This is a genomic window from Chromobacterium sinusclupearum (genome assembly GCF_002902845.1).
Taxonomy (GTDB): domain Bacteria; phylum Pseudomonadota; class Gammaproteobacteria; order Burkholderiales; family Chromobacteriaceae; genus Chromobacterium; species Chromobacterium sinusclupearum.
In genome coordinates this window covers 65,860-81,652 of record NZ_PPTF01000060.1, presented here as the reverse complement: position 1 = coordinate 81,652, position 15,793 = coordinate 65,860, and the positions used below count along the sequence as shown (strand labels likewise).

13 protein-coding genes are annotated in these 15,793 nt (G+C 63.5%); 9 read left to right on the top strand and 4 right to left on the bottom strand.

The features are described from left to right. Positions 1 to 2: 2 nt before the first annotated feature. The 3 genes from C2134_RS12325 (at position 3) to C2134_RS12315 (ending at position 2,607) form a co-directional block, all read left to right on the top strand. Entirely contained in the window at positions 3 to 413 is a 411-nt protein-coding gene (locus C2134_RS12325; RefSeq protein ID WP_103320439.1) for a formate hydrogenlyase maturation HycH family protein, read from the top strand. Continuing rightward, a complete protein-coding gene (gene hycI, locus C2134_RS12320; protein ID WP_103320437.1) occupies positions 403 to 882 on the top strand; it encodes a hydrogenase maturation peptidase HycI in 480 nt (159 codons plus the stop codon). Before C2134_RS12325 ends, hycI begins: the two co-directional genes overlap by 11 nt. Positions 883 to 975: 93 nt before the next feature. Next, positions 976 to 2,607: a sigma 54-interacting transcriptional regulator gene (locus tag C2134_RS12315; protein ID WP_103320435.1), complete on the top strand. Its 1,632-nt coding sequence runs from the start codon at positions 976 to 978 to the stop codon at positions 2,605 to 2,607. Positions 2,608 to 2,615: 8 nt separating this feature from the next. Here the strand turns inward: C2134_RS12315 and C2134_RS12310 are convergent, their stop codons facing one another. Continuing rightward, positions 2,616 to 3,524 carry a LysR family transcriptional regulator gene (locus tag C2134_RS12310; protein WP_103320433.1) on the bottom strand — a complete coding sequence of 303 codons (909 nt, stop codon included), beginning with the start codon at positions 3,522 to 3,524 and terminating at the stop codon, positions 2,616 to 2,618. A 133-nt stretch (positions 3,525 to 3,657) separates the two neighbouring features. Here C2134_RS12310 and C2134_RS12305 point away from each other — a divergent pair, with 133 nt between their 5' ends. Then, entirely contained in the window at positions 3,658 to 4,416 is a 759-nt protein-coding gene (locus C2134_RS12305; RefSeq protein ID WP_103320431.1) for an SDR family oxidoreductase, read from the top strand. 129 nt (positions 4,417 to 4,545) lie between these two features. After that, positions 4,546 to 5,343, top strand: a complete 798-nt coding sequence (trpC, locus tag C2134_RS12300) for an indole-3-glycerol phosphate synthase TrpC (RefSeq protein WP_103320637.1) — start codon at positions 4,546 to 4,548, stop codon at positions 5,341 to 5,343. Positions 5,344 to 5,403: 60 nt separating this feature from the next. On the opposite strand, the gene C2134_RS12295 is transcribed toward trpC, so the two are convergent. From C2134_RS12295 to C2134_RS12285, 3 genes are all read right to left on the bottom strand, one after another. Continuing rightward, positions 5,404 to 6,327 carry a lipase secretion chaperone gene (locus C2134_RS12295; protein ID WP_103320428.1) on the bottom strand — a complete coding sequence of 308 codons (924 nt, stop codon included), beginning with the start codon at positions 6,325 to 6,327 and terminating at the stop codon, positions 5,404 to 5,406. 1 nt (position 6,328) lies between these two features. Further along, positions 6,329 to 7,261, bottom strand: coding sequence for an esterase/lipase family protein (locus C2134_RS12290; RefSeq protein WP_103320427.1), 933 nt, complete (start codon positions 7,259 to 7,261; stop codon positions 6,329 to 6,331). A 187-nt stretch (positions 7,262 to 7,448) separates the two neighbouring features. Next, entirely contained in the window at positions 7,449 to 9,575 is a 2,127-nt protein-coding gene (locus tag C2134_RS12285) for a patatin-like phospholipase family protein (protein WP_158248763.1), read from the bottom strand. A gap of 205 nt (positions 9,576 to 9,780) precedes the next feature. Between C2134_RS12285 and C2134_RS12280 the strand changes: the two genes are divergently transcribed. The 4 genes from C2134_RS12280 (at position 9,781) to C2134_RS12265 (ending at position 15,772) form a co-directional block, all read left to right on the top strand. Further along, positions 9,781 to 11,298, top strand: a complete 1,518-nt coding sequence (locus tag C2134_RS12280) for a PilZ domain-containing protein (protein ID WP_103320422.1) — start codon at positions 9,781 to 9,783, stop codon at positions 11,296 to 11,298. Between the two features lie 210 nt (positions 11,299 to 11,508). Then, complete coding sequence (locus tag C2134_RS12275; RefSeq protein WP_103320419.1) at positions 11,509 to 13,302, top strand: S8 family serine peptidase; 1,794 nt, start codon at positions 11,509 to 11,511, stop codon at positions 13,300 to 13,302. After that, entirely contained in the window at positions 13,299 to 13,766 is a 468-nt protein-coding gene (locus C2134_RS12270) for a serine protease external chaperone (protein WP_103320417.1), read from the top strand. Before C2134_RS12275 ends, C2134_RS12270 begins: the two co-directional genes overlap by 4 nt. A 389-nt stretch (positions 13,767 to 14,155) precedes the next feature. Beyond that, positions 14,156 to 15,772 carry a methyl-accepting chemotaxis protein gene (locus tag C2134_RS12265; protein WP_103320415.1) on the top strand — a complete coding sequence of 539 codons (1,617 nt, stop codon included), beginning with the start codon at positions 14,156 to 14,158 and terminating at the stop codon, positions 15,770 to 15,772. Positions 15,773 to 15,793: the final 21 nt, after the last annotated feature.

Below are 15,793 nucleotides of genomic sequence, written 5' to 3'. Positions count from 1 at the left end.
CCATGGGCCGCATCGTGTTTCACTCGCTGGGACGCAAATTCCTGCAGCGCGAAGAAGACATGCCGGACGACGACGGCGCGCGCCAGGTGATCTACCAGACGCTGGCGCTGGGCCACCACATCGGCGTCATCGACTGCCTGCAAACCATGCTCAGCTGCCCGGAGGACGGCTACGCGGCATGGCTGGCCACGCTGCCCGAGGGCGAGGCAAGGCGCAAGCTGGCCGGCGCGCTGCGCTTCGGCGAAATCATGATAGACGCCAGCCACGCCGCCCCGCTCGCCCTGGCGCTGACGCGCGGACGAGACGCCATGAACGACACGCAACGCGGCTGGAGCGACGCGCTGATGCGCGCGCTGGCGGCAATGGACGCCGAGCCGGCGCTTTACCTGATGGTGAAACGACATGAAGACTGATACGCCGGACCTGATCCTGGCTGTGGGCAACAGCATGATGGGCGACGACGGCGCCGGCCCGCTGCTGGCCGATCTGATGCGCCAAGCTCCCCTGCCAGGCTGGGACGTGGAGGATGGCGGCAGCGCGCCGGAAAACGCCACCCACCGCATCGCCGCCCGCGCGCCGCGCCGCGTGGTGCTGGTGGATGCCGCAGACATGGGTCTCGCCCCCGGCGAAATCCGCCGCGTGCCGCCGGATGCGCTGGCCGACATGTTCATCATGAGCACCCACGATCTGCCGCTGAGCTTTGTGATGGAGCGACTGGCGGAAACCGTGCCGGTAGTGGAATTCATCGGCATCCAGCCCGATCTGGTGGCCTTCTACTGCCCGATGACGGAGCAGGTGCGCCAGGCGGTGAGCCGGCTTTACGACGTCCTGCGCGACGATGCGTCGCTGGACAGCCTGCCCTGGCTATCTGACGCAGATTAAACCCATGGCGATTAGGCAGCGCTTATGCTTTGAGCAGGTGCGGCCGGCCGGTAAAATTTGCTCTGCAAGTTTCCGCCATTTCCGAGCCCACCCATGCCGATACTCGCGCCACAACCCTGCGGCCAGCCTGCGCCGCCCGCCGATCCGCTAGCAGCCTTGCGCGCCGACCGCGACCAACTGCAAATCCTGGTGGACGTCACCAACGCGGTGCTGTCCACGCTGCAGCTGGAAGAACTGGCGGAAAAAGTGGCGCAGGCGCTGCAACTGGCCTTCGGCGTCAGTTTCGTCGGCCTCAATCTGCACGCCGGCGACGATGGCGAGCTGCAAACTCACGATATTTATCTGGAGCGCGAGGGCCGCGAACGCTGCCGCCACACCCGCTACCCGCGCGAACGCCTGCCGGCGCGCGAGGCGATGCTGGGTCGCCAGCTGCTGCTCGCCAGCGAACCGACGCTGGAGCAAATGGCCGCCGTCCACCCGCGCTTTGCCGACGTGATGCGCGCCGGCTGCCGCTCGCTGTGCGTGCTGCCGCTGTGCGGGGCGTCCGGCACCGTGGGCGCGCTGCTGCTGGCCTATCCCGGCGACAGCGGCTATTTCCGCGCGGTGCTGCCGCTGCTGCAACAGGTGGCGGCGCGGCTGACCCTAGGCCTGGACAATGCGCTGGCCTATCAGGAAATCTCGCGCCTGAAGGACCAACTGGCCAGCGAGAACCTGCAGCTGACCAGCGAAATCCAGCATTATCAAAACTTTGACGAAATCATCGGCCATAGCGCGGCCATGTCCGCCGTGCTGGAACAGGTGGAGATCGTCGCAGCCAGCGACTGCTCGGTCTTGCTGCTGGGCGAAACCGGCACCGGCAAGGAGCTGATCGCGCGCGCCATCCACGCCCACAGCCCGCGCGCGGGCAAGCGCATGGTCAATATGAACTGCGCCGCCATTCCCGCCGGACTGCTGGAGAGCGAGCTGTTCGGCCACGAAAAAGGCGCCTTCACCGGCGCTACCGCGCAGCGCCTCGGCCGCTTTGAAATGGCGGACCAGAGCACGCTGTTTCTCGACGAAGTCGGCGACATCCCGCTGGAGCTGCAACCCAAGCTCTTGCGCGTGCTGCAGGAACGTGAGGTGGAACGGCTGGGCGGCCAGAAAATCATTCCGGTGGACGTGCGCGTGATCTCCGCCACCAGCTGCGACCTGATGGGCATGATTGCCGACAAGCGCTACCGCAGCGATCTGTATTACCGGCTCAACGTGTTTCCCATCCTGCTGCCGCCGCTGCGAGACCGGCCCGACGACATTCCATTATTGGCGCAGTTTTTCACGCAGAAGTTCGCGCGGCGCATGAACCGCTGCATAGAAAGCATCCCAGCGGAAACGCTGCAGCGGCTGCAGCGGCACAACTGGCCAGGCAATGTGCGCGAGCTGCAAAACGTCATCGAGCGGGCAGTGATTCTGACGCGCGGCCCGGTGCTGAATCTGCCGCAAACCGATCTCGCCTATCATCAGGCCGCGCCTTCCTGTACGCCGCCCGCCGCGCCCGCGCGGCGGGAAACGCCGCTGTTCGACGCCTGCGAGCCGGAAAAGGAGCGCATCCTCCGGGTGCTGAAGGAATGCAACGGCATCGTCGCCGGCCCGCGCGGCGCGGCCGCCAAGCTGGGACTGAAGCGCACCACCTTGCTATCGCGCATGCAGCGGCTGGGCATTTCCAGCCGCGAGCCGGCAGAGAGCTAAACGCCGGCTCACGCCAGCAATTGCAGCTGCTCCTGCATCAAGGCGCCCGCCCACTCGACAAACACCTGCACCCGCCGCGACAAATGGCGGCGATGCGGATAGAGCACCGATACCGGCAAGGCCTGCGGCGGCCAGTCGGCCAGCACTTCCACCAGCTGTCCCGCCGCCACATACTGCGCGGCGTCGTAGCGCGGCAGCTGGATCAGGCCCAGCCCGGCCAGCGCGCAGGCGGTGTAGGTTTCCACATGATTGACGCTGACGCAGGACCGCATGGACCGCTCTCGCCACTCGCCCTGCTGCTGATACTCCCAACCCAGCGCCTTGCCGCTGGCCGGCGAGGCATAAGTGACCGCCAGGTGCTGATCCAGATCGTCCGGCGACAAGGGCAGGCCATGCCGCGCCAGATAATCCGGACTGGCGTAATTGCCTTGCGGCATCAAGCCGATGCGCCGCGCCACCAGGCGCGATTCGCTGAGAAACCCCACGCGGATCACGCAATCCACGCCCTCCTGGATCAAGTCCACCGGCCGGTCGGTCACGCCCAGTTCCAGCTGGACGTCCGGGTATTGGCGGAAGAAATCCGGCAAGGCCGGTGCCAATACCTGGCGGCCTATCGGGCCGGGCACGTCGATGCGCAGTTTGCCGCGCGGCCCGGCGCCCTGCTGGCTGAACAACGCCTCGATCTCGTCGAAATCCGCCAGCAGCTGGCGGCAACGCTCATAGAAACCGCTGCCGTCCAGCGTCAGCTGCACCCGCCGCGTGGTCCGGTGCAAAAGCCGCGCGCCCAGCTGCGCCTCCAGTTGCTGCACCGCGCTGGAAACCGACGCGCGCGGCAGCTGCAATTGCTGCGCCGCCTTGGTGAAGCCGCCCGCATCCACCACGGTGACGAATACCTGCATGGCTTGTATCCGATCCATCCGCCCTCCGATTAGCACGATTTTTTGGACAGTGTAATCAAATTAGGCCGATTTATCTTGCCCTATGCCAGCAATACACTGCGAAGCATCCACAGCCCGCCGCGCTTTGCGGTCAATCTTACGGAGAAGTGAAATGAGCCAATCCCAATTCGCAGGTCAAGTTGCTCTGGTCGTCGGCGCATCGCGCAATATGGGCCGGGCCTTTGCCGAGGCGCTGGCAGCCGAAGGCGCCGCCGTTGCCATCCACTACAACAGCGCCGGCTCGCGCGCCGACGCCGAAGCAGCCGCGGCCGAGATCCACGCCGCCGGCGGCCAGGCCTTCGCAGTGCAAGCCGACATCACCAAGACGGCGGAAGTGCGCCGCCTTTTCGACGCGGTGGAGCAACGCTTCGGCCATCTGGACATCCTGATCAACACCGCCGGCATGATGGTGAAGAAGCCGGTGACGGAAGTCAGCGAGGAGGAATTCGACGCCATCTTCGCGCTGAACACCAAAGCGGCGTTCTTCTGCCTGCAAGAAGCCGGCCGCCGCATTCGCGACAACGGCCGCATCGTCAGCATCGGCACCTCCTTGCTGGCAGCCACCACCGGCTACTACGGCGCTTACGCCGGCAGCAAGGCGCCGCTGGAGGACTTTACCCGCGCCCTGGCCAAGGAAATCGGCCACCGCGGCGTCACGGTCAACGTGGTGGCCCCCGGCCCGATGGACACGGCCTTCTTCTACTCTGTGGAAACGCCGGAAACCGTGGCCTATCTGAAGTCCGCCAGCATCAACGGCGAGCTGGGCCAGGTGGCCGATCTGGTGCCGCTGGTCAAGCATCTGGTATCGCCGGAAAACCGCTGGACCACCGCGCAGACCCTGTTCATCAACGGCGGCTTCGTGTCGCGCTGAGCCTGCTGCGACAAACCCAACGGCGGCCTGAGCCGCCGTTGGATCTCCCCCATCCCGTCCCGATCCGGCTTGCCATCGGGCGGGATGTTCTGCATGATGGCCTATTCGACTTTCAACCCCCGAATCAGCATGTCCGATATTCTCGACACCATCATCGCCACCAAACGCCAGGAAATCGCCGCGGCGCTGCCCGCGCGTCCGCTGGCCGCGGTGCGCGCCGAGGCAGAGGCGCGCGGCGACCGCCGCGACTTCGTCGCCGCCATCCGCGCCAAGCACGCGCTGGGCAAGGCCGCGGTCATCGCCGAAATCAAGAAAGCCAGCCCGAGCAAGGGCGTGATCCGCGCGGACTTCCAGCCCGCCGCCATCGCCGCCAGCTACGCCGCGCACGGCGCAGCCTGCCTGTCGGTGCTGACCGATCGCCAATACTTCCAGGGCGACGCCGCCTACCTGGAAGCCGCCCGCGCCGCCTGCCATCTGCCGGTGCTGCGCAAGGATTTCATCGTCGACGAATACCAGGTGTACGAAGCCCGCGCCATGGGCGCGGACTGCATCCTGTTGATCGCCGCCGCGCTGGAGCTGCCTAAGATGATGGCACTGGAAGCGCTGGCCCATGAGCTGGGCATGGCGGTGCTGGTGGAAGTGCACAATGAGGCGGAACTCGACGCCGCGCTGCAGTTGAAGACCGAGCTGGTGGGCGTCAACAACCGCAACCTGCGCAGCTTCGAAGTCAGCCTGGCCACCACGCTGAAACTGCTGCCGCGCATCACCGACGGCCGCGTCGCCGTCACCGAGAGCGGGATCGCCAGCGTGGAAGACGTGCGGCTGATGCAGGCCAGCGGCGTGCACAGCTTCCTGGTGGGCGAAGCCTTCATGCGGGAAGCGGAGCCGGGCGAGGCGCTGCAGCGGCTGTTTTTCAACCAGCCCTGATCCTCATTGCTTCAATAGAAACAGGCGCCATGCGGCGCCTGTTTTCGTTGCAGCCGACACTCAATGACTGGCGACAAAGCCAGGCAGACGCAAGGCCTCCTGCGCCGAGAAGCGCTGCGCCTGCAATTGCGCCACCGCCTGCTGTTGCTGCTCGGCGCTGAGTCGGCCATTGGCCAGGATGGCGGCGCGTTCGCGGGTGAAATCATTGACCCGCTGCCGCCATGCCGCCTGCTCCCTGTCCAGTTCAGACAAGCGATCGGCCGCTGCCTGCCCCACCATGGAAGCGCGCAGCTGGTACAGCTCCTGCTCGCCCCCGCCGCGCTGGCGCAGCGCCGCTTCCGCCTCCGCCAAGGCCAGATGCTTGACCGGCTCCTCGCGCGCCGCGCGCAGCTCAGGCGGAAGCTGCTGCTCCAGCAGGGCGATCCGCCGCTGCTTTTCCGCCGCGCTCAGTGAGGGATCGGCCAGAATGTCCAAGCGTTGCGCGGTGAACGCGTCATAGCGGTCCTCGTCGCCGAACAGCCCCGCCACCTCGGCCGCGCTGAAATACTGCAGCCGCACCGCCCGCGCTCTGGCCAGCCTTTGCGACAGATCGGCGCTGGCCGCCACCGTCATGCCCGCCAGCGACTGGCGATAGGCAACATAGCGGTCGAACAGGTTCATCGCCTGCGCCAACGGCTTGGCCTGCAAGCGGCCTTGCAGATAACGCTGCAGCTCGGCGCGGATTTGCGGCAGGGTGCGCTCGCCCTGCGTGGCCAGGTAATAGTCGAACAAACGGCGCAGCTCCTGATCGACCCGCAGCGCGCCCGCGCCATCGGCCTTGACCGCGCCGTCCGGCGAGGTGCCGCGCAGCGAGGCCGCCGGACCGCCCCATGCCACGGCGCCCGGCAAACTGGACGGTCCCGAGGCGGGGGTCGGCCAATACCACCAGGCCAGCGCCGCGCAGCCGGCCAGCAAGGCCAATCCCCACCCACTGCGGCGTCTCATCTTACAGCCCCGCGTTCTTCAACCGGTTGGCCTGCTGACGATACAGCGTGACCGGACTCACCTCGAACAGGCTGACCAAGCCGAAGCTCTGATTGATCTCGTTGACGTGGTTCATCTGGTAATTGTCGCGAATCACCTGGCCCAGGTGGGCCGAGCACACGCCCACCAGACCATCGGACGGCGTGGAGCCGAAAGCCAGGCCCAACACACCCATCGGGATGGTCAGCGGATCGAGGATATTGGTAGTGGTGGCCGCGCCGGTCCATGAATAGTAGCGCACGCCATTCGCCTGGTAGTCGCCCTCGCCGCAGGCCGAGGTCGGCACGCCGCCCGGGAACTTGGCGTTGAAGGCCAGGGAGCCGGCGGTGGTCAGCGAGTTCAGCGCGGCGATGGGTTGCTGCGGCAAGTCGCTGGTGCCGGAGAAGAAGGCGATCACCTTGGCCAAGGCGCCGGCGATGGCCGAAGCGACCGCTTCGCTGACCGTTCCCGGAGGGGCCACGCCGCGCACGATGTCGGCCACGGTGGAACCCTTGTTAACGCCGCCCACCGTGGTGACCGAGGCCACCAGATCCGGCCGCACGCCGGCCACGTAGCGCGCCGTGGGCGCGCCCTGGCTATGGCCGATCAGATTGACCTTTTGCGCGCCGGTGATGGCCAATATCTGCTGCACTTGCTGCAGCAGCTGTTCGCCGCGGGCCTCATTGCTGTCGGTGGCCGATACCTCGGCCACGAACACCTGGGCGCCATCGGCCTTCAACGCCGCCGGCACCTGATAGAAGTAGTCCACGCCCAGCAACTGACCGAAACCGAACAGGCCGTGCACCAGCACGATGGGATAGCGAGTTTGGGTATAGCCGGTGGAGGCCAGGGCCGATGCGAACGGCAGCAGCAGCAAGACGAGCGCGAAAGCGCTGCGCGACAACAGACGTTTCATTATCTCTCCCGATTTGTTCTTGACCAGGGCCGCCGGATGGCGGCCCTTAACCGGGATAGAACATGACAAGCGCAAACGCCAGGACTAAATCAAACGTTCGTACCAATATCGCAATGCAGCAGACCTAAAGGACAGCCCCGCGATCCATCGCCAATCGATCGCGGGGCCATCACAGCGCGCCGCGCGCTCAATAATCGACGCCGAGGTAGATATAGCCGGTCAACTGCCCGCCTCGGGCGCTGCCGATACCCACAAAAAACGGCCCCAGGATGGTATCGGCGCCCAAGAACAGCGAACCGGCTGGAATCCAGCTTCTCTCTCTGTTGGGTTGAAAATCGAGATTGTTCTGCCCCCACAGCCGCCCGCCTTCCAGCGACACGCCGGCATAGACGCCAGAGCCCAGCACCGGCGGCAAGGACGCTGCCCGCCAGTAAACCATCAGCCTCGCCAATGCGGTTTGGTCCGCAACCAGCTCGCCAGTCTGGTAACCGGTAAGATTCAAAAAGCCGCCCAACTCCTGAGGAACATTCTTCTTGCGATCCCCGCTCGCTTTCAGCGTGAAGCGCGCCGTAAAATCGCCATAGGTCTTGGCCACCTCGCCCACCAGATCATAAGCTTGCTGGTCGGTATCGCTGCCCAGGCCCGGCATGCCCTTGCGCAATTTGCCGCTGAAATAGTAACCCGCGCGCGGCCAGCGCGGATTGTCAAATTGATCCACCACCAAGCGGGTGCTCAGGCCGACATCGCGGAAACGGCCGCCGTCGTCGATATCAAACGGATATCCCTGCGCAACGGATATGCGATTGTTTTCGTGGTACAGCCCGACACGCCACTCGCCATATTTGCCCAGCGCCAGGCCAAGACTGAGCTGGCCGCCCACCACATCGTCATTAATGGTCGAGAGGGCGGTATGGTTGGCATCAAACAAACGGAACTGCTTCTGGTAGGCGCCCAGCGAAGCCGCCGCAAAAACCGGGCTGCCGCGCCATAGAGGTTGATACAGCTCGCTATTGAACATCCGCTGGTAGCCGATCGCCACATCATTGCGCCAGGACGCGCCCGCATCGTTCAGCGCCGCCCACTCATGGGCGGCGCGGAAAGTAAATGCGCTGTCGCCTGGCGTGTCGCTGTTCAGATTGAGTCCAAAGTGCAGCGAGTTCTGGCCTATGCTGCGTTCTACCGGCATCACCGTCATCACGTTGCGGCCGGTAACGTTATCGACTCGATAGGACAGCTTGTCGTATTCGCCGCCAGCGAATATCTCATCCAGGCGTTGCCGCGCCATGCCAACGGGCACCGCCGGTCCGTTGAAGCTCAAGGACTCCTGCAGGGTGGCCACCTTGGTGAAAGTGCCGTCCTTGCCTTCCACCTTGACCTCGTCCAACACCGGATAGCGCGGCCGCTGCAAGCGGCTTTTCCACGCCGCGTACTGTTCTTCCGAGACCGAAAGCGCCGACAGCTGGGCATCCATCTTGCGCGCCGCTTCCTCGCCGCGCTTGACGATGGCGCGATGGTCGCCAAATGACGCGGCGGTATAGCCGGTGAGGTCAGGCCGGATCACGATGTCGTTCTTGTCCAGCAACTTCATCTGCTGCCTGACGTTGCGCATCACCGCCAGATTGGAACTTTGCGCCACCACGTCGAACCAGGACTGGATTTCATCGGCCTTCATCAGCGGCGAGCCCACATCCACCACAATCACATGTTTGGCGCAGCGCCCCTTCACATCCTGCACCGGCACATTGCGGGCAATCGCTCCGTCCACCAGCAGGCGGCCATTGTCTTCCACCAGATCGAACACGCCCGGCACCGCCATGCTGGCGCGCAAGGCGCGCGACAGCGAGCCCTTGTCGAACACGACCGCGTCGCCGGTCAGCAAATCGGCGGCAACGGCGCGGAACGGGATGGGCAGCTTGTCGAAGCTGTCGATATTGCGATCGCGCGTGATGTTGTGGATGTACATCTCGATGCCCTGGGAATTGATGGCGCCGCGCGGCAAACGCAGTTCGCCGTCTTTCAGGCCAAAGCTGGCATCGAGATAATTCTTGTAGTCATTGCGCTTGCGGTCATACGGGATATTCGCCCGCGCCGGCCGGCCGGACAGCATCTGATCCCAGTCGGCGCCATTGAACTCCTTCTCCATCTCGTCCAGCGGCAAGCCATTGGCGTAAATGCCACCGATCAAGGCCCCGGCGCTGGTGCCGGCAATGCAGGAAATCGGAATGCGCAGCCGTTCCAGCTCCTTCAATACCCCAAGGTGGGCGAAACCGCGCGCGCCGCCGCCGCCGAGCACAACCCCAACCCCTTCAGGCACTTGCGGCTCTTCCGCGGCGCGGGCAGACGGAACCGCGGCCAAGGCCGCCAAAACGAACGCCGCGACCGATACCCAAAATGAGAATTTCCTTGTCCAGGCCATGTTTGTTAATTTTGAGATTGTAGTTTCACCATCATCAACGCGTGACGTAAGATAGAGTGACAAATAAGCGAGTACATCACTTTCATTAATAAAGCTGGGCTCAATGTTTGATTTCAAATCGCTAGTCACTTCGCTTCTGAGCAAAAACACGCCGGCATCCGGCGTGGCGCAATCGGCAACCCTGCTGGTACGAGACTTGCCGCAGGCTGAATACTTTACTGCCTTGGTGGAAATCATCAAGGCTATTTCCAAAATTAACGCCGATACCGAGATATCGTTGAAAGAGCGCGTCAAAACGCTGCTCTATGTGGACGACAAGGCGGCCGACATCCATCAGCAGCTGTGCAGCGACTACCTGCATGCCAGAGCAGGCAGCAAAGGCTATCTGCCCACCATTCTGGCGTACTGGCATGAGCTGTCCACCGCCTACCAGATTTGCCTGAGGCTGCACAAAAACGCGCCGAGCCAAGCCGCCGAGGCCGAGCTGCAGCTGGTCACCATACGCGGGCTGCATCACCAGATGCGCCTGCTGGCCTGGAACGCGCTGCGCTACCTAAAGCCGGAAGGCAGCGCCTGGCAGCAGGGTTTCCGCTTTTACATCTACGCCGAGGAAGCCGGCTTCGCCCGCACCCCGCTGCTGCTGTATCCCCACTCGCGCCAGGAAATCACCTGCGAGCATCTCCTGCTGCAGGCGGGCATGCTGTATCTGGCGCAGACGGAAAACATGCTGCACAAGGAGATCATCGCAGTCGACCAACTGCTGTTGCTGATCTGCCAACAAATTCCGCTGGAGAAGCAGCCGCCGCTGGAGACGCCGGTTTTCGTCTTCAATTTGTCGATGGCGGAGCCGCCTCAGCCGATGCTGCGCGGCATGGCCGGCAAATGGCACCGTTATTGGTCGTCATATGAAATCAGCACCCGCCTGGCCGACCTGATGTTCGACCTAGACTCCCGCATCCCGTCGCAGATTGCCGCGCTGGATTGCGAACTGGAGCGCGAGGAGTGGGCCGATTTATGCGAAAAGCTGGCCATCCGCTGGTCAAACGACGGCGGCAAATCGCTGCGCAAATCGGAACGCTCGCTGCACGCTTCCAGCGCGCACGTCTCCATCGGCTTCGAACGGGTGGCTTTCCAGATCAAGGTGCAGGACGTCAGCGCGCTGGACGTCGACCGTCTCGACGAATGGCGCATCAACGACATCAGCAGCACCGGCATGGGCCTGACCTTCATCGGCAAGGCCATCGAGCAGCTGGCCATCGGACGGTTGATTCTGGTGCGCACCGACAGCCACCCGCCGCTGCTGGGCATCATCCGGCGCATCCTGCGCCAGAACAACGGCACCAAGGTCGGCATTGAAATACTGGGACAAACGCCGGTTGGGGTGTCGCTGCTGGACCCGCAGCAGCCGGAAACGCCTCCGTCCAGCGGCATCTACATCACCCAGCCCAACTCCCGCCAGGGGCAGCGCTGGTTCCTGATGCCCAAACCGCTGGCCAGCGCCGACAAGGAATTGATCCTGACCGCCCAGGGCAAGTCCTACCAGATCAAGCTGAAAGAGCCCCGGCGGGAATTCGAAGACTGCAACCATAGCAACTTCGACACCCTGGCCAAGATAGACTGAGTCACCCTGCGACGCGGCCCTCGCCGCGTCCCCTCCTTTCCCCCTTTCCTCTCCTCCAGCCCTCGCTGCCGCTCATGCCGCGCGCAAAGCCGCGCTTATCTTCGGCTTCAATCAATAAATGACAAAAACGTATTTACGCAATAAAAATTAACAAATAATATCTTTGAAGCGGCAATATGCCGCTCAAAGGAAAAAATAGAGGAAACCACCATGCAACTTCGTTTCATCAGCAGCGCCATCGCGCTGGCATTGGCCTCTCAGGCCGGCCATGCCGCAGCGCCGGGCCAGCCGGCTTATCCGCTGCAAGCTGGCGATCCGCTGGCCAATCAGCAATGGCATCTGCAGAACACCGGCCAGAATGCGTTCTCCAAGCGCGGCGGGGTCAAGGGCATTGATCTTGATCTCGCCTTCACCCATTTGCGCGGGATACGCGGCGTGGGCACCACCATCGCCGTGATCGATGATGGCCTGGAAATTCGCCATCCGGATCTGGCGGCCAATATCGTGCCGGGATCAAAGAACCTGGTGACGGGCAGCGACGATCCGACCCCGGCATCGCCGGACAATGCGCACGGCACCTCGGTGGCCGGCATCGCCGCCGCCGTCGGCTACAACGGCATAGGCGGCCGCGGCATCGCGCCGTCGGCCGGACTGAAGGGCTTCAACTGGCTGTTGGCGCAAACCATGGAAGGCTGGCTGCTATCCCACGGCAAGCAGCCGGGCGGCAAACCGCTGGAATCCTTTACCGACGCCAGGGTTTTCAACCAAAGCTATGGCTCGTCCGCCATCACCTCGCAGCCGGGCAATCCGGACGCCGACATCGAGCTGAAAACCGAAGAGGAAACCTACGAGGAAGTCAGCCGCAACAGCCATTGGGGCCGCGGCGCGGTTTTCGTCAAATCCGCCGGCAACGCCTACAACTATTTCCGCCTCAATGGCGGCTACCTGCTGGGCTACCAAGGCAATAACGGCCTGCCGGTACAGGACTCCAACCTGACCACCGACAACAGCAATTACTGGAATGTCGTGGTATCGGCCCTGAACGCGGACGGCGTGCATTCGTCCTATTCTTCGGTCGGCGCCAACGTGCTGCTGACCGCGCCAGGCGGCGAATACGGCACCGACTCGCCGGCCATGGTTACCACCGACCTTTCCGGCTGCAATCGCGGCTACAACGTAAGCGGCGAGGCCACCAACAGCCTGCATGGCGGCACCGCGCTCGATCCCAACTGCGATTACAACAGCGTGATGAACGGCACCTCGTCCGCGGCGCCGGCCACGTCCGGCTCGTTCGCGCTGGTGATGTCTGCCAATCCCGCGCTCTCCGCCCGCGACGTGCGCCATTTGCTGATCACCACCGCCCGCAAGGTGGACGCCGCGCAGCCTGGGGTGACGCTGGCGTTCAAGGATGCGGCGGGCAATGCCCATAGCTACCAGGCCTTGCCGGGATGGCAGAAAAACGCCGCAGGCCTGTCTTTCCATCCGTTTTATGGCTTTGGCCTGATAGACGTGGACAAGGCGGTGGAAAAAGCACTGTTCTATCAGCGCCCGCTGCCGCCGCTGGAAAAAACCCGCTGGCAAACCGTGAACGCGCAGGCTGCCATCCCGGACGGCAATGAAAAAGGCGTGGAAAGCGTGTTCAACCAGCCGGACAACCTGACGGTGGAAGCCGTGCAAATCCTGGTGGATGCGCAGCACGGCCGCGCCAGCGATCTGGCGGTGGAACTGATCTCGCCGTCCGGCACCCGCTCGGTGCTGTTGTCGCCGCGCACCGCGCTGGTGGCGGAGGAATATGGCTTGAACCAGCAGCGGCTGCTGTCCAACCACTTCTATGGCGAAACGGCCAAAGGCCAATGGCGGCTGCGGGTGATAGACAGCAATGGCGGCGAGTACCAGTTCGTCCATCGGGTCAACGGCAAAAACACCACCTACTCGCTGCCAAACGCGGCGGGCAAACTGAAATCGTGGTCGATCCGCTTCTTCGGCCACCGGAGCGCAACATGAAAGCCATTCTCTCCCTGATCCCCGCCCTACTAGCGCTTTCCGCCGCGGCCCACGCGGCCGACCTGCCCTTCCTGCCCAAGCCGGCCGGGCAGGCCGTTTCCATCAACGGCAAGGTGTACTACAAACAGACGCCGCAGCCCAAGATGGGCGTTTCCGCCAAGCTGGCGGCCTCGCCCGCTGCCGCGACGCCCGCGCTGAAGCGCGGCGACGTGGTGCAAAGCGCCAAGCAGACGGTGCCGGCATCCGTCAGCGGAGCCGTGCTGGTGCAATTGGCCTCCGCGCAGGACGAGGCGGCGCTCGCGCGCGATCACGGCCTGACGCCGCGCTACCGCACGGCCAGCGTGGTGGTGTTTGACAGCCCTCCGCAGGCCGACCTGCTGGCGCTGCAGCAAAAATTGGCGGCGGACAAGCGGGTGAAGAAAGCGCAGCTCGAGCTGGCCAGCAACGACAAGCAGCCAGAATAAGACATCGCCGCGCCCATTCATGACAAAGGCTTGCCACGGCAAGCCTTTTCTTTTGCAAAACACAGCCTGCGCGACCCAAAGGCAAACCCCGGGCCATCTGCCACTCCACTCGGGCATGGCGCCCCTTCACGCCCTCCAGTCTGGCGAAGGGAAGAAAATCCCACATCCACCTCATGGATTACACACCAAACTGCACAATCACCGCCACGGCGCTTGCTTGAAATTCAGAGACATGGGTTAATCGCCAGATAGCGACGCGACTTGCCGATTGCATGTATCTTTCAATTAACAGCAACTTAAATATTATTTATTTATAAATATCCAAACAGAAAAATTAAAGTAGCCCGCAATACCTATCAAGCACTCGCACCTTGACGGAGTCCATTGCCATGTCGGTTTCCAAGAAAATCCTGCTGCTGATTTCGCTGTCCATTCTTACTCTGATCGGCATCAGCGCCTACAGCCTGTACACCCAGTCCCGGCTGGCGGATACCGCCAGCAATTTCTCCCAAGCGGACTACCCCAAACTGATCACGCTGAACCAATTCGGCAATGCCATCGCCTCCATCCGACTGGTGGGGATGCAAGTGCTGGTGGCGGATAGCGAAGCGGACCGCCTGGCGGCCAAGGCCAAGGTCGATGCTGCCTATGCAGCCGCCAAATCGACGCTGGATCAGTACGGCGCGCAGGTCGACAATGAAGAGGACCGCGCGCTATACCAGGAAAACGTCCGACTGCTGGACCGCTATTGGGGCACCATGGTGCCGCTGATGGACGCGGCTCTGCACGGCAATCTGGCCGAAGCGCTGCGGCTGCGCGCCACCTCTGCCCTGCCCGCCGGCAATGCGCTGACCAAGGGCATCGCGGCGCATATCGACTACAACAAGCGCCATGTGGAGCAGGAGGTGGCGAATGCCCATCGGCTGATCGAAACCACCCGCGACATCACCCTGGCCGTCACGGCGCTGCTGGCGCTGCTGCTCATCGCCATCGGCCTGCGCTGCCACCGCTCCATCAGCCGGCCGTTGCAGGACCTGAACCAGACCATGAACCGGATAGGCGAGCGCCTGGATTTCACGCTGCAGGTCAAGGTGCATAACCCAAGCGACGAAATCGGCAACACCGCCGCCACCTTCAACCTGCTGATGGACCGCATCCGCCACAGCATGAGCGATATTTCCGGCAATTGCGCCAAGGTGGCAGCCTACGCCACCGACCTGGCCAGCGCCGCCGGCAATGTGCTGCAGGCGGCGGAAAGACAAAACGAGGCATCCTCCGCCATCGCCGCCACCATGCAGCAGCTGTCGGTCAGCATCCATCAAGTGGGGGACCGGGCCGAATACAGCAATCAGCAAACCGAAGAAGCCAGCCGCCACGCCGACACCGGCCAGCAGGTCATCGCGCGCACGGTGGAGGAAATCCGGTCGATCTCCCACACCGTCGACCACGCCAGCAGCAGCCTGCATGAACTGGAAGAGCAGAACAACCGGATCGCCAATTCGGTCAGCAGCATCAAGGACATCGCCGATCAGACCAATCTGCTGGCGCTGAACGCGGCGATCGAGGCCGCCCGCGCAGGCGAAATGGGCCGCGGCTTCGCCGTGGTGGCGGACGAGGTGCGCAAACTGGCCGAGCGCACCACCATCCTGACCGGCGAAATCGACCACATCATCCGCGGCGTGACCGATACCTCGCGCCAGACCACCACGCGCATGAGCGAAACGCAGCAACTGGTGGTATCCGGCGTCGTCCGGGCAGACGAGGCCTTGATCACGATCGGGGAAATCGGCAAGTCGTCCAACACCGCCAGCCAGATGGTGGGAGAAATAGCGGACTCGATACGCGAGCAGGCCCATGCCTGCAACAGCATCGCCGTGCAGGTGGAAAAAATCGCGGAAATGGCGACCCAGTCCAGCGCCGCCGCCCATCAAACCGCCAAGACGGCGGAGCAACTGGACGAGGCCGTCGTGGCCATGAACCAGGCGGTCAACCGCTATCGCCTGTAAAACCGCGTGGCGCGTTGCGGA

Excerpts from the sequence above, each read along its gene's own strand:
- C2134_RS12290 (WP_103320427.1), bottom strand. The coding sequence starts at position 7,261 with ATGAAACGTCTGTTGTCGCGCAGCGCTTTCGCGCTCGTCTTGCTGCTG.
- C2134_RS12315 (WP_103320435.1), top strand. The coding sequence starts at position 976 with ATGCCGATACTCGCGCCACAACCCTGCGGCCAGCCTGCGCCGCCCGCC.
- trpC (WP_103320637.1), top strand. The coding sequence starts at position 4,546 with ATGTCCGATATTCTCGACACCATCATCGCCACCAAACGCCAGGAAATC.
- C2134_RS12280 (WP_103320422.1), top strand. The coding sequence starts at position 9,781 with ATGTTTGATTTCAAATCGCTAGTCACTTCGCTTCTGAGCAAAAACACG.
- hycI (WP_103320437.1), top strand. The coding sequence starts at position 403 with ATGAAGACTGATACGCCGGACCTGATCCTGGCTGTGGGCAACAGCATG.
- C2134_RS12310 (WP_103320433.1), bottom strand. The coding sequence starts at position 3,524 with ATGGATCGGATACAAGCCATGCAGGTATTCGTCACCGTGGTGGATGCG.
- C2134_RS12295 (WP_103320428.1), bottom strand. The coding sequence starts at position 6,327 with ATGAGACGCCGCAGTGGGTGGGGATTGGCCTTGCTGGCCGGCTGCGCG.
- C2134_RS12275 (WP_103320419.1), top strand. The coding sequence starts at position 11,509 with ATGCAACTTCGTTTCATCAGCAGCGCCATCGCGCTGGCATTGGCCTCT.
- C2134_RS12265 (WP_103320415.1), top strand. The coding sequence starts at position 14,156 with ATGTCGGTTTCCAAGAAAATCCTGCTGCTGATTTCGCTGTCCATTCTT.
- C2134_RS12305 (WP_103320431.1), top strand. The coding sequence starts at position 3,658 with ATGAGCCAATCCCAATTCGCAGGTCAAGTTGCTCTGGTCGTCGGCGCA.
- C2134_RS12325 (WP_103320439.1), top strand. The coding sequence starts at position 3 with ATGGGCCGCATCGTGTTTCACTCGCTGGGACGCAAATTCCTGCAGCGC.
- C2134_RS12270 (WP_103320417.1), top strand. The coding sequence starts at position 13,299 with ATGAAAGCCATTCTCTCCCTGATCCCCGCCCTACTAGCGCTTTCCGCC.